This is a genomic window from Micromonospora sp. NPDC047707, from assembly GCF_040704235.1.
Taxonomy (GTDB): Bacteria; Actinomycetota; Actinomycetes; order Mycobacteriales; family Micromonosporaceae; genus Micromonospora.
Genome location: NZ_JBEYSU010000008.1, coordinates 164,237 through 186,086 on the forward strand (window position 1 = coordinate 164,237; position 21,850 = coordinate 186,086).

The 21,850-nt window shown below is 72.5% G+C and carries 15 protein-coding genes and 1 pseudogene; 13 read left to right on the forward strand and 3 right to left on the reverse strand.

Going from position 1 to position 21,850, the window contains the following annotated elements; translation table 11 throughout:
* The first annotated feature begins 5 nt into the window (after nucleotides 1-5).
* A complete protein-coding gene (locus AB0873_RS11995; protein WP_366599756.1) occupies nucleotides 6-1,001 on the forward strand; it encodes a ribonucleotide-diphosphate reductase subunit beta in 996 nt (331 codons plus the stop codon).
* A gap of 51 nt (nucleotides 1,002-1,052) precedes the next feature.
* Here AB0873_RS11995 and AB0873_RS12000 read toward each other — a convergent pair whose 3' ends face one another.
* The gene (locus tag AB0873_RS12000; protein WP_366599683.1) at nucleotides 1,053-1,994 is read right to left on the reverse strand and encodes a LysR family transcriptional regulator; all 942 of its coding nucleotides are present in this window, start codon (nucleotides 1,992-1,994) and stop codon (nucleotides 1,053-1,055) included.
* Between the two features lie 72 nt (nucleotides 1,995-2,066).
* Here AB0873_RS12000 and AB0873_RS12005 point away from each other — a divergent pair, with 72 nt between their 5' ends.
* From AB0873_RS12005 to AB0873_RS12015, 3 genes are all read left to right on the forward strand, one after another.
* On the forward strand, nucleotides 2,067-3,140 hold the full coding sequence (locus AB0873_RS12005; protein ID WP_366599684.1) for a DMT family transporter: 1,074 nt from the start codon (nucleotides 2,067-2,069) through the stop codon (nucleotides 3,138-3,140).
* A gap of 41 nt (nucleotides 3,141-3,181) precedes the next feature.
* The gene (locus AB0873_RS12010; protein WP_366599685.1) at nucleotides 3,182-4,048 is read left to right on the forward strand and encodes a GNAT family N-acetyltransferase; all 867 of its coding nucleotides are present in this window, start codon (nucleotides 3,182-3,184) and stop codon (nucleotides 4,046-4,048) included.
* Between the two features lie 95 nt (nucleotides 4,049-4,143).
* Entirely contained in the window at nucleotides 4,144-5,373 is a 1,230-nt protein-coding gene (locus AB0873_RS12015; RefSeq protein WP_366599686.1) for a serine protease, read from the forward strand.
* 129 nt (nucleotides 5,374-5,502) lie between these two features.
* Here the strand turns inward: AB0873_RS12015 and AB0873_RS12020 are convergent.
* A pseudogene (locus tag AB0873_RS12020) lies at nucleotides 5,503-6,048 on the reverse strand (PadR family transcriptional regulator); the annotation flags it as partial.
* A 79-nt stretch (nucleotides 6,049-6,127) separates the two neighbouring features.
* On the opposite strand from AB0873_RS12020, the gene AB0873_RS12025 reads away from it, so the two are divergent.
* The 7 genes from AB0873_RS12025 (at nucleotide 6,128) to AB0873_RS12055 (ending at nucleotide 15,592) form a co-directional block, all read left to right on the forward strand.
* On the forward strand, nucleotides 6,128-6,544 hold the full coding sequence (locus AB0873_RS12025) for a nuclear transport factor 2 family protein (protein ID WP_155331541.1): 417 nt from the start codon (nucleotides 6,128-6,130) through the stop codon (nucleotides 6,542-6,544).
* 16 nt (nucleotides 6,545-6,560) lie between these two features.
* Nucleotides 6,561-7,586 carry an LLM class F420-dependent oxidoreductase gene (locus AB0873_RS12030; protein ID WP_366599687.1) on the forward strand — a complete coding sequence of 342 codons (1,026 nt, stop codon included), beginning with the start codon at nucleotides 6,561-6,563 and terminating at the stop codon, nucleotides 7,584-7,586.
* A gap of 241 nt (nucleotides 7,587-7,827) precedes the next feature.
* Nucleotides 7,828-10,110 (forward strand): glycosyl hydrolase family 18 protein, encoded by a 2,283-nt coding sequence (locus AB0873_RS12035; RefSeq protein ID WP_366599688.1) that lies wholly within the window; start codon nucleotides 7,828-7,830, stop codon nucleotides 10,108-10,110.
* 150 nt (nucleotides 10,111-10,260) lie between these two features.
* Entirely contained in the window at nucleotides 10,261-10,413 is a 153-nt protein-coding gene (locus AB0873_RS12040; protein ID WP_366599689.1) for a hypothetical protein, read from the forward strand.
* Complete coding sequence (locus AB0873_RS12045) at nucleotides 10,410-11,876, forward strand: carboxyl transferase domain-containing protein (protein WP_366599690.1); 1,467 nt, start codon at nucleotides 10,410-10,412, stop codon at nucleotides 11,874-11,876. The genes AB0873_RS12040 and AB0873_RS12045 overlap by 4 nt, the downstream gene beginning before the upstream one ends.
* Before the next feature lie 216 nt (nucleotides 11,877-12,092).
* Nucleotides 12,093-12,584, forward strand: coding sequence for a hypothetical protein (locus AB0873_RS12050; protein WP_366599691.1), 492 nt, complete (start codon nucleotides 12,093-12,095; stop codon nucleotides 12,582-12,584).
* Nucleotides 12,581-15,592, forward strand: a complete 3,012-nt coding sequence (locus AB0873_RS12055) for a tetratricopeptide repeat protein (RefSeq protein ID WP_366599692.1) — start codon at nucleotides 12,581-12,583, stop codon at nucleotides 15,590-15,592. Before AB0873_RS12050 ends, AB0873_RS12055 begins: the two co-directional genes overlap by 4 nt.
* On the opposite strand, the gene AB0873_RS12060 is transcribed toward AB0873_RS12055, so the two are convergent.
* Nucleotides 15,553-17,892 carry a heavy metal translocating P-type ATPase gene (locus tag AB0873_RS12060; RefSeq protein WP_366599693.1) on the reverse strand — a complete coding sequence of 780 codons (2,340 nt, stop codon included), beginning with the start codon at nucleotides 17,890-17,892 and terminating at the stop codon, nucleotides 15,553-15,555. The genes AB0873_RS12055 and AB0873_RS12060 overlap by 40 nt on opposite strands.
* 308 nt (nucleotides 17,893-18,200) lie before the next feature.
* Here AB0873_RS12060 and AB0873_RS12065 point away from each other — a divergent pair, with 308 nt between their 5' ends.
* Nucleotides 18,201-18,707, forward strand: coding sequence for a hypothetical protein (locus AB0873_RS12065; RefSeq protein ID WP_366599694.1), 507 nt, complete (start codon nucleotides 18,201-18,203; stop codon nucleotides 18,705-18,707).
* Nucleotides 18,704-21,673: a M48 family metalloprotease gene (locus tag AB0873_RS12070; RefSeq protein WP_366599695.1), complete on the forward strand. Its 2,970-nt coding sequence runs from the start codon at nucleotides 18,704-18,706 to the stop codon at nucleotides 21,671-21,673. Before AB0873_RS12065 ends, AB0873_RS12070 begins: the two co-directional genes overlap by 4 nt.
* Nucleotides 21,674-21,850: the final 177 nt, after the last annotated feature.

Consider the following 21,850-nt stretch of genomic DNA (forward strand, 5'->3'; position numbering starts at 1 on the left):
GGCACATGCTGCTCGACCCCGGCATGGATCTGACCCTGCGCCCGATGCGCTACCCGCACTTCTTCGACCGGTTCAAGGACGCGATCAGGAACACCTGGACCGTCGAGGAGGTCGACCTGCACTCCGACCTCGCCGATCTGGCCCGGCTCTCCCCCGCCGAGCAGCACCTGGTGTCCCGCCTGGTCGCGTTCTTCGCCACCGGCGACACGATCGTCGCCAACAATCTCGTGCTCAACCTCTACCAGCACGTCAACTCCCCCGAGGGCCGGCTCTACCTGTCCCGGCAGCTGTTCGAGGAAGCCGTGCACGTCCAGTTCTACCTGAACCTGCTCGACACGTACGTCCCCGACGAGAAGGAACGCTTCGCGGCGTTCGCCGCGATCGAGAACATCCCGTCCATCCGACGCAAGGCCGAGTTCTGCTTCCGCTGGATCGACTCCGTCTTCGAGCTGCGCGAGCTGAAGCGCCGCGAGGACCGCAGGGCGTTCCTGCTCAACCTGATCTGCTTCGCCGCGTGCATCGAGGGCCTCTTCTTCTACGGCGCCTTCGCGTACGTCTACTACCTGCGCTCCCGGGGCCTGCTCAACGGCCTCGCCTCCGGCACCAACTGGGTGTTCCGCGACGAGTCGATGCACATGGCGTTCGCCTTCGACGTGGTGGACACCGTACGGCGTGAGGAGCCGGACCTGTTCGACGACGAGTTGGTCCAGCGGGTCCGGGAGATGCTGGCCGAGGCGGTCGAGTGCGAGGTCCAGTTCGCCGAGGACCTGCTCGAACAGGGCGTCTCCGGGCTCTCCCTGGGCGACATGCGGCTGTACCTGCAGCACGTCGCCGACCGCCGGCTCGCCCAGCTCGGCATCGCACCGCTCTACGGCTCGACGAACCCCTTCGCGTTCATGGAACTGCAGGACGTACAGGAACTGTCGAACTTCTTCGAGCGGCGCGTGTCGGCGTACCAGGTGGGCGTCACCGGAAGCGTCAGCTTCGACGACGACTTCTGAGCAACGGCCGGGGGATGAACGGCTGCACCGCGAACCTGACTGAGGCCGTGCTCACCTCGACGGTAGCTGATCCGGATCTCCGTTGATCTTGCGTATCTGATCCGTCACCGCTGCCAGCAGGGTGGTCAGTGCGGGAGCCGGCGGGGTGTCTCGGGTGACGACGACCAGGCGGCGCCGGAGGGTGGCTTCGGCAACGTCACGGATCGCCAGAGCGGGATCGCCGGTCGGTAGGGTCAACGCCGGCATCAACGCGACGGCTGCCGCGACGCGGACGAGTTCGAGTTGCACGTCGGCGTCGCTGGCGCGGTGCCGCAGGTCGGGCTCGTATCCGCCGAGGGACCGGCAGGTCCCGACCACCATGGCGTGGTGGCCGGTCCCCTCGGCGGAGGCGGCCCAGACGTCGGATCGCAGCGCGGCGACCGACACGGGTCCTCCCGTTGTGGCGAGTGGATGCGCTGCCGGTAACACGACCTTCAGCGGTTCCTCGTGCAGGAGCGCGAAGCGTAGCCCTGCCGGCCGGGGCCGGGGGTGGCCGTCGTACTCGTCGCCGATCACCAGGTCGACCGCGCCCAGCCGCAGGCCGGGTAGCGCCTGTTCGAGTTCGAGTTCGAAGATCTCCGCGCGCACCTGCGGGTGGTCGGCCGTCAGGCGGGCCACAGCGGGCACCAGCAGACGGCGAGCCGCCGATTGCAGGCCGCCGGCTCGCACGGTGCCCCGGATGTCGCCGCCCAGGGCCGCCAGGTCCGCCTCCGCCGCCTCCGCCGCCGACAGCAGCACGCGCGCATGCTGGGCCAGCAGTCGCCCGGCGTCGGTGAGCCGGACGCCGCGCCCGGCCTTCTCGAACAGCCGGGCACCGGTCTCCCTCTCCAGGAGGGTCAGTTGCTGGGAGACCGTCGACGGGCTGTAGCCCAGAGCGGCGGCGACGGCCCCGAGGGTGCCCCGCTCCTCGAACTCCCGGAGGAAGCGGAGGCGGCGAAGATCCAACGCGACCATGTAGGAATCCTAATGAGTTGGCTCCATCAATCATCGCTAGACCTGACGGTTTCGGTGGTTGATGCTCGACGCATGGGTCCCGCACTGTGTCTTGTCTCCGCGGCCTGCTTCGGCGCCATGGCGATCTTCGGCAAGTTCGCCTATGACGCCGGCGTCTCACCGGGGGCTCTGCTGCTGGTGCGCTTCAGCCTGGCGGCCGCGCTGCTGGGGGTTCTCCTGCTCCTGCGGCCGGGTCTACGACGAGCGGAACCGGGTGCACACGGTGGCCTACCGGCCGGTCGGGCACCGGCAGGGCACGGCCGGGTGCTGGCTACCGCCATCGGGTTGGGCGCGATCGGGTACGCGACCCAGGCGGGCCTGTTCTTCTCGGCCCTGCAGCTGATGGATGCCTCGCTGTTGTCTCTGATTCTCTACACCTACCCGGTCCTGGTCACCGTGGCCGCGGTCCTGCTCGGCCGGGACCGGCTGACCCCCGGACGGTCCGCCGCGCTGGTGGCCGCGTCGGGCGGAGCGTTGCTGGTCCTGCTCGGCGCCGGCGGGGTGAGTTTCCACCCGCTCGGCGCGCTGCTGGCCTTCGGTTCGGCGATCACCTACACCATCTACATCCTCGTCGCGGACACCGTCGTGCACCGGCTGCCGCCCGTGGTGCTGTCCGCGCTGGTGATGGCCGGGGCTGCCGGCACCCTCGGCGCCCGCGCCGGGTTCACCGGCGGGGTCGACCTCGGCTTCGGGTTGCCGGGATGGTTCTGGCTGGCCTGTATCGCCGGCGTCTCCACCGTGTTGGCGATGCTCACCTTCTTCGCCGGCCTGAAGCGGACCGGTCCGTCGACCGCCGCCATCCTGTCCACCTTCGAACCCGTGGTCACCACCGCACTGGCGGCGCTCACCCTCGGCGAATCCCTGACCCCGGTTCAGCTCGCCGGCGGTGCCCTGGTGCTGTCGTCCGTCGCTGTTCTCCAGGTCCGCCCGACCCGGGGCCGGAAGCAGGATCAGGCCTCACGCCCGGCGGCCGACCAACCCGACCGCACCTGCCACGGGGCGCTGGCGGCCGCGCAGAACAGATCCGGCGAACCGCAGGCGGTGGCGCCATCGGCTGAGCCGGCCGCCCGGTGCGGCTCATCGCAGCGCCCGCGTGCCTGTTGCTAATTCGCTTTCGGCATGGCGCCACCACGGTGTCTGATCAGACCGTGTCGATCGTGTTGAGCGAGCCAGCAGTCGATGGGTTGAGCGAGGCCGTGCGCGTGCTGCGGGAGTGGCAGTACGACGGGGCGCCCATGCAGCTGCACCCAGGGGACCTGGGCTGGCACTGGCGGTTCGGTGCCGAGGCGACGGCCGCGGCGGTCCGGACCTGGAGCCGTGACGGACAGATTCTCGCAATCGGGCTGTTGGACAGCCCCGGCCTGTTACGACTGGCGATCGCGCCGGACGCCCAGGACGACGAGGAGCTTGCCCGACAGATGGTCACCGACGTGACCCGGCCGGAGCGCGGCGTCCTGCCGCAGGGGAACGTCTACATCGAAGCACGATGTGGCGCATTGTTCCAAGGGCTGCTGTTCGATGACGGGTGGGACGCCGACGAGCCGTGGACACCGCTGCGGCGCGACCTCGCGGAGCCGGTGGAGGGCTGCGGCGTGCGGATCGAGGTGATCGGCCCGGCGCGGGCGCACGTGCGGTCCGCCGTCCAGCGAGCGTCGTTCGACAGGTCGACCTTCACGGACGAGCGCTGGCACGCGATGGCCGCCGGAGCACCGTACGCCGACGCCCGGTGCCTGGTCGCGTACGACGACCAGGGCACCGCGGTGGCGACCGCGACGGTGTGGTCCGCCGGTCCGGGGAAGCCCGGGTTGCTGGAACCGGTGGGTGTGCACCGCGACCATCGCGGACACGGCTACGGCAAGGCGGTCGCCGTCGCCGCGGCGGCCGCCCTCCGGGCACTGGGCTCGTCGAGCGCGATCGTGTGCGCCGAGAGCTCCAACGTCGGCGCCGTTGCCACCTACCGGTCGGCCGGCTTCGCACAGCTCCCTGAGGTGCGGGACCTGCACCGGAGCGCCTAGGAAACCGTCCAGACCTTTCCGGGGTGCCGCAGACCGTCATTATATCGATAGACTTACATCTATCGTTCTAGTGCTGGTTCCTGGGAGGAGCGACAATGAGACAGGTCCTGCGTCGCCTACGGACGGCGGCGGTCACGTTCAGTGCGTGCACACTCGGGCTGAGCCTGGTGTCGGTGCCCGCCGCCGAGGCGTACTCGGCTCAACCGCTCGCACCGCGTTCCGAGCGGGCATCGGAATCGGATCAGTTCTCGGCGGAGGGCGTGACCACGGTCGGTGAACTTCGCACCGTGGACGGCTCACTGTCCTACGCCCGCGACGGCCGGCGACAGATCATCCGGCACCCCGGCGCGGCGTACGTCAAGGTGCACTTCAGCTCACTGCGACTGGCTCACGGCGACTACGTCACCGTGTCGAGCCCCGACGGCCGGGAGAGCTACCGGTACGACCGCTACCTGAACCGGGCGACCAGCTCGGACTACACCACCGACGGACAGCCGGGCTTCTGGGCGATGTCGGTGGAGGGCGACACCGCCGTGGTGACGCTGCACAGCAGCCGCCCCGCGCAAGGCAGGGCCGCGACCATCGACCGGTTCTGGCGCGGCTACGACCGGACGGAGATCACGCAGTACAACCTCTCCACGCTCTCCGTCTGCAGCACCGACGCCCGCCGCGACGTGGTCTGCTACCAGAACAGCCACCCCAGCGAGTACGCCCGCAGCAACGCAGTGGCGCGGCTGCTGATCAGCGGCGGTGGGTTGTGCACCACCTGGCGGGTCGGCAACACCAACCGCATGCTGACCAACAAGCACTGCATGTCGACGCAGTCGACTGTCAGCGGCAGCGAGATGCAGTTCAACTACCAGTGCGCCACCTGCGGCGGCGCCAACCCTGGCCCCGGCACCAAGGTGAGCGGCGCCACCCTCTACCGGGTGAGCAGCGGCGGCTCCAGCCAACTCGACTACACCCTGTACTCGGTGAACAACTTCACCAGCATCCAGGGCTTCGGCACGCTGTACCTGGCGACCACCGCCACCAGCACCGGCGCGCAGATGTACATCCCCGGACACGGCGACGGCAGCCCGAAGCGGCTGTCGATCTACGAGAACGCCCAGGGTGGCACGAGGTGCACCGTGCGGAACGCGAACTACAACACCTGGAACATCAGCTACAGCTGTGACACCTCTGGCGGCAACTCGGGCTCGCCGGTGCTGAACGCCAGCCACCGGGTGATCGCCCTGCACCACCTCGGCGGCTGCCCGTCGAACCAGGGCGCCAAGGCACACGTGATCTACAACGAGATCGCCAGCCTGATCGACAACGGCTGACGACGGTGGGCCGTTGCGGCGCTACCGGCGCCCCAACGGCCCCTTCGGGTCCCGGTGGGGCGAGGCGGGCGCGGTCGGCGCCGCCTCGTGGTCAGGCACGGTGGACGGGCCGGGGTCGGTGGCTGTCGGGCGGGCGCGCAGCAGCGCCGCGACCTGCTCGCACCACTCGCGGTTCTCCTGCTCGAACCGACGGCCGCGCAGACACGTCAGGTACGGCCCGATGCGGTCGCCCTCGCGCAGGAACGTCTCCTCGTCCCGCTGGCCACGCAGCCGCCGTAGCATCCGATCGAAGAGGTCGACCTTCGCCGCCGCCATGGCCGCGCGCTCCTCGAGCTGGGCGATGACCGGGGCCGGGTCCAGCCGGTCGACGGCCTGGACCATGACGAGCAGATCCTCCCGGATGGACGACGGCTTCGACGGCGTGGCGGCGAAGGCGGCCAGCTCCGCGAGGCCGGCGTCGGTGACCGTGAACAGTCGCTTGTTGGGCCGGTCCCGCTGGATGACCTGCCGGCCGACGATCAGCCCCTCGCGCTCCAGCTTGGCCAGCTCGGCGTAGAGCTGCTGGGGCACCGCGTACCAGAAGTTCGACAGCGACACGTCGAAGGCTTTGGCCAGTTGGTACCCGCTGTACTCGCCGTCGAGCAGTGCCGCCAGCACGGCGTGACGCAACGCCATCGGTCACACCTCCCACTTCCCTCGTCGCCTAGTCAGTGATATGACTAATCCTATCGTTGACTATAGGGGAGGTCGCGCCGTGACGACCGTCGAGCGGTTCCGTGCCGCAGTCGAGGCCGGGGACCCGGCCGCCTTCGAGGGGCTGTTCAGCCCGGACGTCCGCTTCTTCAGTCCGGTGAAGTTCACCCCGTTCGAGGGGGCGCCGGCCGTCCACGGGCTCCTCGGCGTGCTCCTACGCACGTTCGAGGATTTCCGGTACGTCGGGCAATTGGCCGGCGAGGCCGAGATCGGCACGGCGGGCCGGCCGGTCGAGTCGCACATCCTCATCTTCCGCGCGACCGTGCGCGGCAAGCAGATCCACGGCCTCGACCTGCTCCAGCTCGGCGACGACGGGCTGATCGAGGAGTTCACGGTCATGGTCCGCCCGCTGTCCGCCGTCACCACGTTGAGCGAGGCGGTCGTCGCCGGTCTCGCCGCCGACGGCATCGCCCCGTGACACGGAAGGTCGCGCGATGAAACTCGGGTACACCACCGGCTACTGGTCCTCCGGCCCCCCGGCCGGCGTCACGGAGGCCATCGCGGAGGCCGACCGCCTCGGCTTCGACTCGGTCTGGGCCGCCGAGGCGTACGGATCGGACTGCCTGACCCCGCTCGCCTGGTGGGGCGCCAGCACCTCCCGCGTGCGGCTGGGCACCAACATCATGCAGATGTCGGCCCGCACGCCGACGGCGGCCGCGATGGCGGCGCTCACCCTCGACCACCTGTCCGGTGGCCGGTTCGTCCTCGGGCTCGGCGCCTCCGGCCCGCAGGTCGTTGAGGGCTGGTACGGCCAGCCGTACCCCCGGCCGCTGGCCCGCACCCGGGAGTACATCGAGATCATCCGCGCCGTCCTCGCCCGCACCGGCCCGGTCGAGCACGACGGCGAGTTCTACCAGCTGCCGCACCGCGGCGGCACCGGCCTGGGCAAGCCGCTGAAGTCCACCGTCCACCCGCTGCGCGCCGACATCCCGATCTTCCTCGCCGCCGAAGGGCCGAAGAACGTGGCGCTGGCCGCCGAGATCGCCGACGGCTGGCTGCCGTTGTTCTTCTCCCCCAAGGCGGACGGCTTCTACCGCTCCGCGCTGGCCGAGGGCTTCGCCCGACCGGGCGCCCGGCGCCGCCCGGACACGTTCGAGATCGCCGCGACCGTGCCGATCGTCGTCGACGACGACGTGGAGCGGGCGGCCGATCGCATCCGGCCGTTCGTCGCACTGTACGTCGGTGGCATGGGCGCCAAGTCGGCCAACTTCCACCGGGACGTCATCACCCGCCTCGGATACGAGCGGGAGTGCGACGTCATCACCGGGGCGTACCTGGCTGGCAACAAGCAGGAGGCGATCGCCGCCGTACCGACCGCGCTGGTGGAGGACATCGCGCTGATCGGGCCGACCGCGAAGATCAAGGACGAGCTGCAGCGGTGGCGCGAGACGGTGATCACCACCCTGCTGGTCCAGGGCGGCCCACGGCAGCTGCGCCAGTTCGCCGAGTTGGTCGACTGAGGAGGTCACTGCCGCTACGGCCGGTTCCTCGACCGGCCGTAGCGGCAGTGCCATCGGTGCGGGCCGACCGGTGGCACCTCTCGCCGCCACCTCCAGGCCGGCCTGCTCCAGTCTGACGGCGTCGCCTCGACTCCGACATCCATCGATGGACGACTATTGACGGTGGACTGTTAACAAACTTTACTGAGAGCGACGTCCATCGCTGCGGGCGCCGGTCCCGCCAGGTCAGAAGGAGCGCGCCATGCATCTACCGCGCCGCGCCACCGTCGCGGCCCTCGCTCTGCTGCTCTTGCCCACCGCCGTCATCACAGCCACGCCAGCGGCAGCCGCCGCCGGCCTGACCGCCACCTTCTCCAGCGCCGACCACGGCTCCTGGTGGCAGTCCAGGTACGTCGTCGCGAACCCGACCAGCGCCGCCATCACCGGCTGGACGCTGGAGTTCGACCTACCGTCCGGCGTCACCATGAGCGGCTCCTACAACGGCAAGGCCACCGTGTCCGGCAGTCACGTGACCGTCGTCAACGAGTACTACAACCGATCGGTCCAGCCCGGTGGCAGCACCGAGCCGTACAGCTTCTGGTTCATCGCCTCGGGACCGGGCACCCCGACCAACTGCCGGATCAACGGCAGCAAGTGCGACGGCAGCGCCGACCGGCCACCGTCGCCCCCGACCGGCCTGCGCTCGACCGGCCGCACCACCAGGACCGTGTCGCTGGCCTGGGACGCGGCAGCCGGCGGGGACTTCCCGGTAGCCGGCTACGACGTCTACCGCGGCGGCACCCTCGCCACCAGCGTCACCGGCACGTCGGCTGTGGTCACCGGGTTGTCCCCCGACACGGCGTACACGTTCACCGTGACGTCGAAGGACACTCGTGGGAACCGGTCCGCGGCGAGCACACCGGTCACGGTGACCACGCTCAACCCGTCCGACGACAACACGGCGCCAAGTCCACCGGGCAACCTGCGCTCGACGGGCAGGACGTCCAGCAGCGTGTCGTTGGCCTGGAACGCCTCGACCGACGCCAGCGGGATCGCCGGCTACGACGTCTATCGGGGCGGCACCCTGACCCTGTCCGTCACCGGCACCACCGCGACAGTGACCGGGCTTGCGCCGTCGACGGCCTACACGTTCACGGTGAAGGCCCGCGACCGGTACGACAACGCCTCGGCGGCCAGCAACGCGGCGACCGCGACGACCGATGACGTGGTCGGCGGTGGCGGCCATGCCCGGGTCGGATACTTCGTCCAGTGGGGCATCTACGGCCGGCAGTACTTCGTCAAGAACCTGGACACCACCGGCGCGGCGGCGAAGCTGACCCACATCAACTACGCCTTCACCAACCTCGACCCGGTGAACCTGACCTGCCTCAACGGCGTCACCAAGGGCACCACCCCCGACCCGCAGGACCCGGACCAGGGCACCGGCGCCGGTGACGCCGACGCCGACTACGCCCGACCGATGAGCGCTGCGCAGTCCGTCGACGGGCTCGCCGACACCGGCTGGGAGCCACTGCGGGGAAACTTCAACCAGCTCAAGAAACTCAAGGCCAAGCACCCGCACCTCAAGGTGTTGATCTCGCTCGGCGGCTGGACGTACTCGAAGTTCTTCTCCGACGCGGCGGCCACCGACGCGGCGCGGAAGAAGTTCGTCAAGTCCTGCATCGACATGTACATCAAGGGCGACCTGCCGGCGTACAACGGCGCCGGCGGCGCGGGCGTGGCCGCCGGCATCTTCGACGGTATCGACCTGGACTGGGAATGGCCCGGCGCCGAAGGACACCCGGGCAACCACTGGGGCCCGCAGGACAAGGCGAACAACCTGCTGCTGTTCGCCGAGTTCCGGCGGCAGCTCGATGAGCTGGGCGCGACCACCGGCAAGCGGTACCTGTTGACCGCGTTCACGCCGGCCGACCCCGCGAAGATCGCTGCCGGCTGGGACATCAGCACCTCCGACGGCACCCCGAGCGTGTTCGACTACATGGACTTCGCCAACGTGCAGGGATACGACTTCCACGGCGCGGGCAGCGACAACTCATGGGAGCCGAACCGGACGGGCCACGCCTCCAACCTCTACACCGACGCGCAGGACCCGTACACCGTCCACTTCAGCTATGCCGACGCCATCCAGGCCTACCTGGATGCCGGCGTGAACCCGCGCAAGCTCACCATCGGGCTGCCGTTCTACGGCCGCGGCTGGCAGGGCGTGACCGACGGCGGGGTGCACGGCGAATGGCAGGCCGCCACCGGCGCGGCGCCCGGCCAGTTCCCGGAGGAGGCCGGTACGCGGGGCTACAGCAACCTGATCGCCAGCGTGCCGGGCTGCACCGTCCACCACGACGAGCAGTCGATCTCGACGTACTGCTACACCGGGCCCGGTGGCCAGTGGTGGACGTTCGACGACCCCTGGTCTCTGCAGCGCAAGACCGCTTGGCTGAAGTCCAAGGGCCTGCTCGGCGTGATGATCTGGGAGATGTCCGGCGACACCGGAACACTGATGAGCGCCGTCGACGGCGGACTGAACTGAGCACGTACGCCCGGGTGGCGGAGTTCGGCCGACCCCGCTCCGCCACCCACGTCCGCTGCGGCGATCCGCTCACCGCCCTGGGTGGTCGGTCCGGGACGTGGCGTGGGACAAGGTGAGCGACGCCGGGCCCGCGACGACTACGGTGTCGTCATGGTTGGCGACCAGGTTGACGAGGCGGCGTCCGACGCCCACCGGGCGGCGCCGCGGACCGGCCGCACCGGTGACGACCCCATCCTCGACCGGGGTCCGGGCCGTGCCCGGCCCTCGGGCGACTGCCCGTACGCGGAGGTCGACCCGGCGTGAGGAGATCGGCACGGGGTCTGATCGATCTGGTCATCGAGCCGGGAACCTGGGAGTCGTGGGACGAACCCGTTGCCGACCCAACCCCGCTCGACGCCGACTACGCGGAGGCGCTGGCGGCCGCGCGCCGGGCCACCGGAGTCGACGAGGCGGTCATCACCGGCGCGGGCCGGCTCGGCGGGCGGCGGGTCGCCGTCATCGCCGGCGAGTTCGCATTTCTCGGCGGCTCGATCGGCGTCGCGGCGGCCGAGCGGCTCACCCGGGCCGTCGAGCGGGCGACCGCCGAGCGGATTCCGTTGCTGGCCGCGCCCGCGAGCGGCGGCACCCGGATGCAGGAAGGCTCGATCGCGTTCGTGCAGATGGTGAAGATCAGCCAGGCGATCACCGCGCACAAGGTCGCGGGGCTGCCATACCTGGTCTACCTGCGGCACCCGACAACCGGCGGCGTGTACGCGTCGTGGGGGTCCCTCGGGCACCTGACAGTCGCCGAGCCGGGCGCGCTGATCGGCTTCCTCGGGCCGAAGGTGCACGAGGCGCTGACCGGCTCGCCGTTCCCGGCCGGCGTGCAGGTCGCCGAGAACCTCCACCGACACGGTCTGATCGACGCGGTCGTCGCGCCGGAGCAGGTGGCGCCGCTGGCCGCGCGAGCGCTGGCCACTCTCAGCGCGCCGCGCCGCCTCCCCCGTCCGCCCGTCCCGGCGGAAGACCCGCCCGACGAACGCACCGCCTGGGACGCCGTCCGACGATCCCGGCGAGCAGACCGTCCCGGAATCCGCCGACTGCTGAGACACGCCGGCCGGGATGTCGTGCCGTTGCACGGTACGCAGAGCGGCGAAACCGGAGCCGGTGTGATCGTGGTGCTGGCCCGCTTCGGGGAGGCCCCCGCCGTGGTTGTCGGACACGACCGGCGCGACAGCCCGCCCGACCCCGCTGGCCTTCGGGCCGTCCGGCGGGGGTTCAAGCTCGCCGCGGAGTTGGGCCTGCCCGTCGTCACCGTTGTCGACACGCCGGGCGCCGCCCTGTCACCACAGGCCGAGGAGGGTGGCCTGGCCGGAGAGATCGCCCACTGCCTTGCCGATCTCGTCACCCTGCCGGTGCCGACCCTGTGCGTGTTGTTGGGTCAGGGCAGCGGCGGCGCCGCCTTGGCCCTCCTGCCGGCCGACCGTGTCATCGCCGCAGCGCACGGCTGGCTCTCGCCGCTGCCGCCGGAGGGCGCGTCGGCGATCCTCCATCGCACCGTCGAACGGGCGCCGGAGATCTCCGCCGCGCAGGGCATCCGTGCGCAGGACCTGCGGGCGAGGGGCATCGTGGACCGGATCGTGGCCGAGCGACCCGACGCCGCCGACGAGCCCGCGGCGTTCCTCGACCGGCTGGGGGCGGTACTGGCGCACGAGCTGGCCACCCTGCTCGACGTCGACCCGGCGGACCGCCTCCAGGCCCGCCGGGCCCGCTACCGTCGACTCTGACCGCGAACTCCCGCCGAATGGTCGCGATCGCCAGGTCGCCTGCTCCCGGGCTCGACCTGGTGGGTTGTCGTATAGCGGATTGACCTCGTCACCTGGATCGGTCGAGGCTTGCGGAACAGGACGCCGGATGGCTGTGCCCGCGTCCCGGACCAGGCGCACGGGCCCGGGTGGCTCCTGGCCAGGTGAACACCGGCGGAGGTCAGAAGGAGAATGGCAGTGGAGGAAGCGGCGTGGATCGGGTCGCTGGCGGCGACCGGCGCGGGGGCGCTGGTCGGCGCGGCCGCCAGCGACGCCTGGCAGACAGCCCGCGACGGCGTCGTCGCGCTGTTCCGGCGGAGCGGGCCGCGCCGGGCCGCGCTCGTCGCGGCGCAGCTCGACACCGATGCCGAGATGCTGGAGCAGACCGACCCGGCCGATCGCGACCAACTCCGCCGGCAGCTGCTGCCGGCCTGGCGGACTCGGCTGGCCGATCTGCTCGCCGAGCACGCCGATGAGGTCGGCGCCGACAGCGCCGTGGCCGCCGAGCTACGCACGGTGACCGCCGCCGTCCTGGCCGAGCTGTCCGCACCCCAGCAGACCTGGGTGCAGCGGGTTCACGCGTCCGCGCCCGGCGCGATCGCCCAGGGCGTCCAGGGCGGCGGAAACATCGTCAACCACTACGGCGAGGCGGCGCCGACGCCCGCGAGTGGCGACCCGGCGGGCAGGTGAGCAGCACCGTCGGCTCGCGCTACGTCCAGCATGTCACCGCCACCGCCGGGTTCGCCTACGGCGTGATCGGCGCCGACATCCACGTCCTCGGCGACGGCACTCCCCTGTACGTGCTGGAAGACCACCGCTCCGCCCGGCCGCCCGACTCGGTATGGCTGCTCGACGTGCCCAGCCGCATGCTCGACGCCCGCTACGCCGTCGTCGACTTCACCGGCCGCCGGACCGAACTCGCCCAGCTGCACGCCTGGCGTACCGACGTCGGACGGCGGCTGGCCGCCCGATGGCTGCACGCCCCGGGTGGGCAGGGCAAGACCCGGCTGGCCGACCAGTTCGCCGCCGAAGCGCGCGCCGCCGGCTGGAAGACCGTCACGGCCACCCACGGCCCGGGCGCTGCCATCCCCCAGCCCGGCAGCCAGGATCTACGCCTGGACGGCTCCGCCGGGCTGCTGCTCGTCGTCGACTACGCCGACCGGTGGCCGCCCAGCCACCTGAACTGGCTGCTCAGCAACGCCCTGCTCGGCCAGCCCGGGGTGGCCACCCGCATCCTGCTGCTCGCCCGGATCCCGACCTGCCCACCCGCCCTCGTCAAGACCCTCACCGATCTGCAAGCCGGCGTCTCGCACCAGTGTCTCGGCCCGCTGCTCGCTCCCGCCGGCGACCGGGCCCGCATGTTCACCGCCGCCCGTGACGGGTTCGCCGCCCACTACCCTGCCACCGACATCAGCGGCATCGAACCGCCGGTTCGGCTCGACCATCCGGACCTGGGCCTGACCCTGGCCGTCCACATGGCCGCCCTCGTCGCGGTCGACGCCCACGTCCACGGTCGACGCCCACCCGACGACGCGGCCGGACTGACCTGCTACCTGCTGGAACGCGAACACCAGCACTGGGAACGTCTCTACCAGCACCGCAACCACGACGGCCACCCCACCAACCTGGAGTACGAGAGCCCGCCGAGCGTCATGGCACAGGCGGTGTTCACCGCGGCGCTGACCGGGTCGGTCGACCATCCCACCGGCAAGGCCATTCTCACCGGTCTCGACCTGGAAACCCACCCGCAGCGCATCCTCGCCGACCACGGCAACTGCTATCCACCGGCCGACCCGACCCGGGTGCTGGAGCCGCTGTACCCGGACCGGCTCGCCGAGGACTATCTCGCCCTCACCGTCGCCGGCCACTCCGCCCACCACCGCAGCTTCCCCTGGGCGGCCCCCACCGCGATCGCCCTGCTCAGCCGCGACGCCGACGGAGCAGCCCCGGCGTGGGCGCCCCGCGCGATCACCTTCCTCGCCTCGGCAACGCAACGTTGGCCCCACCTCGGCACGGCCACCGTCCACCCGCTGCTGCGCACGGACCCGAAACTGGCCATCGACGCCGGCAGCGCCGCCCTGATCGCCCTCAGCGACCTCACCCACCTACCACTCGACACACTCAAGGCCATCGAACGACTTCTACCCCGCGACCGGCAGTTCGACCTCGAGCCGGGTGCCGCGGCGATCACCCGTGCGCTCCTCCGCCGCACCGACACCGCCACCACCGACCTCGCCGACCTCGCCGACCTGCGGGACAGGCTCAGCAGGCGACTCGTCCACGCCGGCCACTACGACGAGGCGCTGGTGCCCGCCCAGGATGCCGCCGAGGCGTACCGGCGGCTCGCCGAGGCCGACCGCGCCCACCTGCCGCAACTCGCGGCAGCGCTGGACAGCCTCTCCCAGCGTCTGGCCGAACGCAGCCGCCATCACGAAGCGCTCGCTCCCGGCCGGGAAGCGGTCGACCTGTTCCGACACCTGGCCGACGTCGAGCCGGCCGTGTTCCGGCCCCTGCTCGCGGCGTGCCTGCACAACCTCAACATGCTCCTCGGCGACCTGGGGCGCCTTGAGGAGGCCCTGACGGCGGCCCAGGAAGCGGTCCACCTGGTGCGGGGTCTGATCGAGAGCGACCCGTCCACCGACCCGAAACTGCTCGCCGGGTCGCTGCACAACCTCGCCGTCCACCTGGCGAAGCTGGGGCGGCGGGAAGAGGCACTGGCCGCCGGGCAGGAAGCCGTCGCCATTCAGCGGCGGCTGGCGCAGGACAGTCCGGCGCGCCTGCCCGGCCTCGCGACGATGCTGAACACCCTCGGTCTGGACCTGCGGAACCTGGGCCGCCACGACGAGGCGCTGGCCGTTGCCGAAGAAGCCGCCGACAAGTACCGGCGGCTGGTCGACATCAACCCGGCCGTGCACCGGCCCGGACTCGCGATGACGTCGTACAACCTCAGCCTCCACCTGTCGGCGCTGGGCCGCGACGAGGAGGCGCTCGCCGCCGCGGCGGTCGCCGCCGACCTGTACCGGCGGGTCGCCGAGGCCGACACCGCCGTGTACCTGCCCGCGCTCGGAGCGTCGCTCGACCGCCCCGGCCGGCTCCTGTCGAAGCTGGGCCGGCGACAGGAGGCCCTGGCCGCGCACCAGGAGGCCGTCACCATCCACCGACGGCTCGCCGAGGTCAACCCGACCGCCTACCAGCCCGGCCTGGCCATGGCGCTGACCCGCGCCGGCGCCGAACTGGCGGGGGTCAGCCGGCGGCGAGAAGCCCTGGAGAGCAGCCGAGAAGCAGTAGCGCTCTACCGGCGTATCGCCGAACGCCATCCGACCGCCCACCTGCCCGGCCTGCCCTACGCACTGTACGGATTCGCATGGGTACGTGCCCGGGTGGGACGCGAGCTGCGCCAGGCACTCTCGGCGGTCCGCGAGGCCATCGCGCTGTACCGGCCCCTTGCCGAACAGGAGCCGGACACCTTCGGTCCGGAACTGTGGTCGGCACACCGCACCCAGGCCGATGTGCTCGACAAACTCGGTCGTAAGGCGGAAGCGGCGCAACTACGTCACGCGCTCGCCACGGCGGCAGCCACCGTACCCCGCACCAACTCCGGCGGGCGAGCGCGATCCTCGGCAGCCGATGGTCCGCCTGAGCGGAATGGCGACGCCGGTCACCGTGCCGGGCTGTCCGGTGGGTCGAGGGAGAAGTAGTCCTCCTCTTCCTGCGTCAGGTGCAGGCGGAGCACGGCGTCCAGCCCGTACAGGGTGGCCAGCAGGTCGGGCACCGCGTCGCGGCGCAGTCGACCGTCCGGTTGTTGCGCCAGGTGGCCGCCGATCCGGTCCACCAGCCGGCTGATCTCCACATGTGTCCGGCTCATCGTCGAGGTCGCCTCGTCGCTGCCGAGCGGGCCAGCGAGGGCCGGATAGAGCTGCCGCTCCTCGGCCGCCTCGTGTGGCAGGACCTCGTCGACCAGCCGGCGGTGCACCTCGCGCAGCGCCGGCACGCACTCCGGCGCGTCGGGGCGGGTCGCCACCAGGTCGGCGGTGTCGCGCAGCCGGTCCAGCACGCCCCGCACCGCGACGTGCTCGCCGGCGTACCGGTCGAGCAGTTCCCGGGTCCGCGGCGGGACGTCCCGGCGGCGCACGCCGCCGCCGAGGGCGCGCAGCGCGTTGAGGATGACCAGCACGTCGATGCCCTCCTGGAGGAACGCGCCGGCGACCGGAGGCAGCCTGCCAGCGGCGGCGAACGCCATCGCGACGACGGCCAGGCCCATGCCGACGGTGGCGCTCTGCACCGCGATGCGGCGCGCGTACCGGGCGATCTCGACGGCGTCGGCGAGCCGGTCCAGCCGGTCGACGGTGAGCACCGCGTCGGCCACGTCGGCGGAGGCGGTCGCTCCGGTGGCGCCCATCGCCACGCCGACGTGCGCCTCGGCCAGGGCCGGCGCGTCGTTGACGCCGTCGCCGACCATCACGGTGACCGCCTGCCGGGACTCCGCCCGGACCCGGGCCACCTTCTCCTGCGGCGAGCACTGGGCGATCACATCGTCGACGCCGACGGTCTGCGCCACCTGCCGGGCGGTACGCGGCCGGTCGCCGGTGACCATGATCAGCCGGCGGAGCCCCGCCTCCCGCAGCCGCCGCACGGTCCGCCGGGCGTCGGGGCGTACCGGGTCCTCCAGCAGGATCGCCCCGAGTGGGGCCCGCTCGTCGCTGACCCAGACGGTGGAGTGGCCGGCCAGTTCGGCGCGCTCGCGTACCTGCTGCGCCCACTCGGGCGGATCGCCGACGAGCTGGCCGACCCGGATCATCCGCCCCTCCACCCGGCCGGTCACCCCGCGCCCCGGTTCCTCGGTGACGTCGGTCGGTTCGGCCAGCGGCAGCCCCCGGTCCCGGGCCTGCCGGACCAGAGCCGCGGCCAGCACGTGCGGGGAGAGCTGCTCGACGGAGGCGGCCAGGCGAAGCAGTTCGTCCCGGTCGCCGCCGGGCGCGACGACCGTCTCGGCGGCCCGGGGGTGGCCGGCGGTGAGCGTGCCGGTCTTGTCCATCAGCAGGGTCCGGGCGCGGCCGAGCAGCTCCAGCGAACCGCCGTCGCGGACCAGCACGCCGCGCCGGGCCGCCCGGGACAGCCCGGAGACGATCGCGATCGGCGTGGCCAGCAGCAGCGGGCAGGGGGTGGCCACCACCAGCACCGCCACCGCCCGGAGGAACTGGCCGGTCAGCAGCCAGGCGGCGCCGGCCAGCAGCAGGGTGAACGGCACGAACGCGGCGGCGTACCGGTCGGCGAGCCGGACCATCGGGGCCTTCCGTGCGGTGGCCTCCTCGGCCAGCCGGACGATCCCGGCGTACGTGCTCTCCGCCGCGTTCTTCGTCGCCCGCAGCCCGAACCCGGCGCCAGCGTTGACCACGCCGCTGGCCACCTGCTCGCCGGTGGTGCGAGTGACCAGCTGCGACTCGCCGGTGACCACCGACTCGTCCAGCGTGGCGGGCTCCTCCACGGTCCCGTCCACCGGTACCGCGTCGCCGGGGCCGACCACCAGCCGGTCCCCCACCGCCACCCGGTCCAGCGGCACCACCTCGATCCCGCCGTCCGGGGTACGCCGCCGGGCCTGCCGCGGCGCGCGTTCCAGCAGCGCCCGCAGGTCGCGGGTGGCCCGGCGCTGGGCGTAGTCCTCCAGCGCCTGCCCGGTCGCGACCATCACCGCGATCACCGCGCCGGCCAGGTACTCGCGGACCAGCAGGGTGCCGACCAGCGCCAGCACGGCGACCACGTCGACCCCGAACTGCCGATGCCAGAGCTGTCGCAGCGTCGACCAGACGGCCGGCAGCAGCGCCACCAGGGTCACCGCCGCCCAGATCAGCTGGGCCGCACCCCGCAGCCCGGCGGACCACAACCCGGCACCGACCAGCACGGCCAGGGTGAGCAGGGTCAGCGGGGCCCACTGGCGCCAATCCACCCGGTGCCGCCGCACCGGCCGCTCCGGCACGCATTCACCCGATTCCGCTCCCACCTGCGGATCGTCTCAACGGCGCGCGTCGCCGGACCGGGCAACCGGGGCAATCCGAACGGAGGCGAAGAGCCCGGGCGCGGGGGCCGGGTCCTGCCCGACGGCCGGTTCGTCATCGCCGCGCCGGCAAACCGCCTGTTCGACCGCGAACCTTCGCGATGCAGAGTCACCTACCCCGTCCACGTGACCGACACCGTCACCCCCGGGCAGATGTCGACCCCTGTCGGGATGGTGATCGAAGTCGTTGACCGGGGCGTGTTGACTTGGGTGACGTAGTGGCGAGCTGATCGACCTGGCGAAGGGTGGTTCCCGTGACCGACCGTATCGAGCGATCGGATGCCGCGCCGCCGGCCGTCGACGTCGCGGTCGCCGCCGCCCGGGTCGCGGTCGCCCGCCTCGCTCCCGAGGAACTGGCCGTCTTCGACGAGCTCGCCGCTGAATGGCGGAGACGGCCCGAGCGGGTCCGCTGGTCCGCGCCGGGACGGTCGGTCGGCTTCGGCGTCGAGACGGTCCTCGTCACCGAGGTCGCCCTTCAGGCCGCCGGGCAGGCCGTCGCCGAGGTACTCGTCCTCGGCGGGGCCCTGCTGGGCCGACGTTGGTGGCGGCGCCGGCAGAGCGAGCCACCGGTGGTGGTCGGGGTCGTCGAGCCTGGCGAGGGGGGCAAGCCGCCGCGGTTGGCGCTCACCGCTGAGCAGGCCCGCCGGCTGCGGTACGCGTGCCGTCAGCACGCCACCGCGCTGGGCCTCGACGCCGCGCGGGCGCGGGTCCTCGCCGACGCCGTGGTGGGTGCCCTGCATCTCGACTCCGAAGCCAAGTGACAGCGCCGTCGACGCAGCGATCCGCGCCGGCGCCGCTCACCTGGCTGTACGTGCTCGTCGCCGCGCTGACCGCCAGCTTCGGTGCGATGGTGGGCGACCTGGTGTTCCACGCATACCGGCCGCTGGCCGCCGGGTACGCGGTGGCCCTGACCGGGTGCGATCGGGCCTTCCCCGGCTACCCGTTCACCGGGCCGGACCATGACCTCGCGACGGTGAACGCCTTCCTTGGTTGTATGCGCGAACCGACACAGGTACGCGGCTGGACCATGCTCGCCGGCGCCGCGCTGCTGGTGGCCGGCCTCGCCGTACTCCTGGTGCTGGTGCCGCTGCTCGATGCCACCCGGCTGCGGCGGCACCGGCTCGCGCTGCCGGCCGCGCAGGAGCGTTTCGCCGTGCTCCGCGCCGAGGCCGGGCTGACCGGCCGGCGCGGGCCTCAGCTGATGGTGGCCGGTCCGCCGGTGCGTGAGGCGTTCACCACCGCCCGGCCTGGAGGACGGCCGTTGGTCGTGCTGCCGGCGGCGGTCGCGGCAGCACACGCCGATCCGGCCCGCTTCGACCCGGTCGTCCGGCACGAGCTGGCACACGTCCGGGCGCGTGACGTGGCCTGGGTGTCGACCATGCGTGGGCTGCCATGGGTGGTTCTTCCGGCGGTGCTGGCGGTGGCGGCCCTGCACCCCCGGGACAACTGGCCGGCCGTTACGCCGGCGCTGGTCCGCTCGGCGATCCTGGTCGCGGCGATCGCGCTGCTCGCGGCGGCGCTGCTGCGGCTGCGCGAGCACGCCGCCGACCGGCTCGTCGCCGACGACGGCGGCCCAGGCCCGCTCGCCGCCCTGCTGGCCCAGGCACCGGCCGGCACGGGCCGGGCCGGGCCGCGTCGTCTCCTGCGCCGCGCCCTGGGCCGCCATCCGGATCCCACGGCGCGGATCGCGGCTCTGTCGGCGCCGGCGGCCACGTTCGACGGCGGCTTCACCCACGCCCTCGTCACGGCCGTCGTCACCGTGACCGCGATGGGCGCCGCGAACGGCGTCGCCCACGCCCTGGACGCGACCCGTGACGCATCGGGGCCGCCGGCCGTCGTTGCCGGGCTGCTGTTCGGTCTCGGCCTCACCCCGGCGTTGTTCCGCCGCGCAACCGCCAACCGCGGCGCCGGCGGTGCCGGGGTCTGGTGGCGGCCGGTGGCCGGGGCGGCAGCCGGCTTCGTCGCCGGGGCGTTTCTGCTGCCGGTCACCTCGGGGATCGAGGCGGTCGCCTTCCCCGGAGGCACCACCGACCCCGGGTCCGCGCTGAGCAACGCCGCCGTGACCGCCGTGGCGGGCACTTCGCTCACCGTGCTCTGTGTCCTCGTCGCGCGGCTGCTCGCCGACGCGGCCCCGTCGCCCGACGTGCGCGACCGCACGCGGCGGGCGGTGACTTACCTCGCTGTGGGCGCCGTCGTGGCCCCCGCCGTCTGGGCGGTACCGGTCGCCTCGCAGGCCGTCCGTTCCCCGCGCGGTCACGTCCACGACTGGTTCGTCTTCTTCGCGCCGACGGTGTGGTGGTCGCTGTCGGCGCTCGTGCCGCTGGCCCTCGCCGTGCTGCTCCGTCGCAGGGCGGGGCGGGGGTGGTGGCGGGTGCCCGCACTGACCGCCGCCGGTGCCGCGCTTGCCGCCGCCGCGGTGGCGGCGGTGCACGCCGCCCGGCATCCGACTCGCACCGTCGCCGAGTGGATGGCGGTGCTGCAGGACGGGCAGTGGGCGGCGGCACTGGCCGGCTGGGCGGTCCTCGTGGCCCTCGGTGTCCGGCGCCGACGGCACGCCATCCCGACCGCGATCGTCGCCGCCTGGACGACGACGGCGGCGGTCGGCGTCGCGCTGCACGTCCAGTCATTGGTCGCCGGCTTGCCGCCGAACCTGTGGCGGTTCCGGATGCACGCCGTCGCCCCGCTGGTGTGGCTGCTGTACCTGACAGTGCTCACCGTCCCGGCACTCGCGGCGGTGGCTGCCGTCCGGAGCCGGAAGCCCCCGACCGCGTCCCGGACGCCACCCCCGCCGCCGCCGTCGACGGCGGCGGCGGCGCGGTCGGTGCCGGCGGAGGTCTCTGGCGGAGGTACCGATCCGGTGCACGCCGCACGAAAGTGGGCCGCGCCGCTCGGCGCCTCCGGCGTCGCGCTCGCCCTGGCCCTGCTGGCGAGCGGGCCCGCCGCCGCGCTGTTGCGCGCTCCCGGCACCGCCAGGTACGCCGCCGCAGCCGCCGACACCGGATCGCCGTCCCCGACCGCCCGCCCACCCACACCGCCGCCCCCGCGACCCGGCCACGCCGCCGACCCGGGCCGGTTACTGACGAAGACGGAGGCCGAGACGGCGGCCCGAGCGGTCAAACCGGCCCTGCCGGCTCACTGGCTGTCGAAACCGTGGAGCAAGGCGCCGGAGAACCCCATCACCCCCGACACCTGCCTACCGTTCGTCCGCGACCGGTTCCTGGACCCGCTCACGCCACACGAACGGGTCGACACGACGCTCCGCTACGAGACCCGACCCGGCCCGGTGCCCCTGGCCTCCACCACCCTCGACGTCGGGGTCACCTCGTACGCCGACCGGGTCCCCGCGACGGTGCTCACACAGGCCGAGGCCGAACGCGCCGCGTGCCGCCGCTTCGTCACCCGCGGAGAACCACCCATCACCGTCGACGTGGTGCCCGGGGCCGCGCCCGGCCTGGGCGAACAGTCCTGGCGGGTCGACCTGCGGATGTCCGCCGCCGGTTCCGGGATGACGCTGACCGGGACCTCCGCCTACATCCTGATCCGCATCGGACACAACCTGGTCAGTGTGCAGATGACCGCCGTCATGGAGCCGCTGGACGACAACCTGCTCCGCCAGGCGGTGACCCGCACCGTGGCCGCCCTGTCGGCGCCGCTCACCGCTGCTCCGGCCGGCACGCCGTCCCGACAGCTCCCGGGCCCGTCCGCACCGTCGCGCCTGCCGCGCTGACACGCATCCCGTTGGCTGGCCGGCACAGCAGCGTCGACCTCAGGTCAGCCGGTGCGAACGAGCAACGGGCGCGCCGGCGGGGCCGCGGCCGTTCCCACCCGAGGGGGAAGCCGACGGAAACGCCGGCGGCATCCCGTGGAAGCTGTCTAGGGTCAGGGCGACAGCGGCACCAGCGGC

Bases quoted from the DNA above. Each gene is read 5' to 3' on its own strand.
- AB0873_RS11995 (WP_366599756.1), top strand. From the start codon at position 6: ATGCTGCTCGACCCCGGCATGGATCTGACCCTGCGCCCGATGCGCTAC.
- AB0873_RS12000 (WP_366599683.1), bottom strand. From the start codon at position 1,994: ATGGTCGCGTTGGATCTTCGCCGCCTCCGCTTCCTCCGGGAGTTCGAG.
- AB0873_RS12005 (WP_366599684.1), top strand. From the start codon at position 2,067: ATGGGTCCCGCACTGTGTCTTGTCTCCGCGGCCTGCTTCGGCGCCATG.
- AB0873_RS12015 (WP_366599686.1), top strand. From the start codon at position 4,144: ATGAGACAGGTCCTGCGTCGCCTACGGACGGCGGCGGTCACGTTCAGT.
- AB0873_RS12030 (WP_366599687.1), top strand. From the start codon at position 6,561: ATGAAACTCGGGTACACCACCGGCTACTGGTCCTCCGGCCCCCCGGCC.
- AB0873_RS12035 (WP_366599688.1), top strand. From the start codon at position 7,828: ATGCATCTACCGCGCCGCGCCACCGTCGCGGCCCTCGCTCTGCTGCTC.
- AB0873_RS12040 (WP_366599689.1), top strand. From the start codon at position 10,261: ATGGTTGGCGACCAGGTTGACGAGGCGGCGTCCGACGCCCACCGGGCG.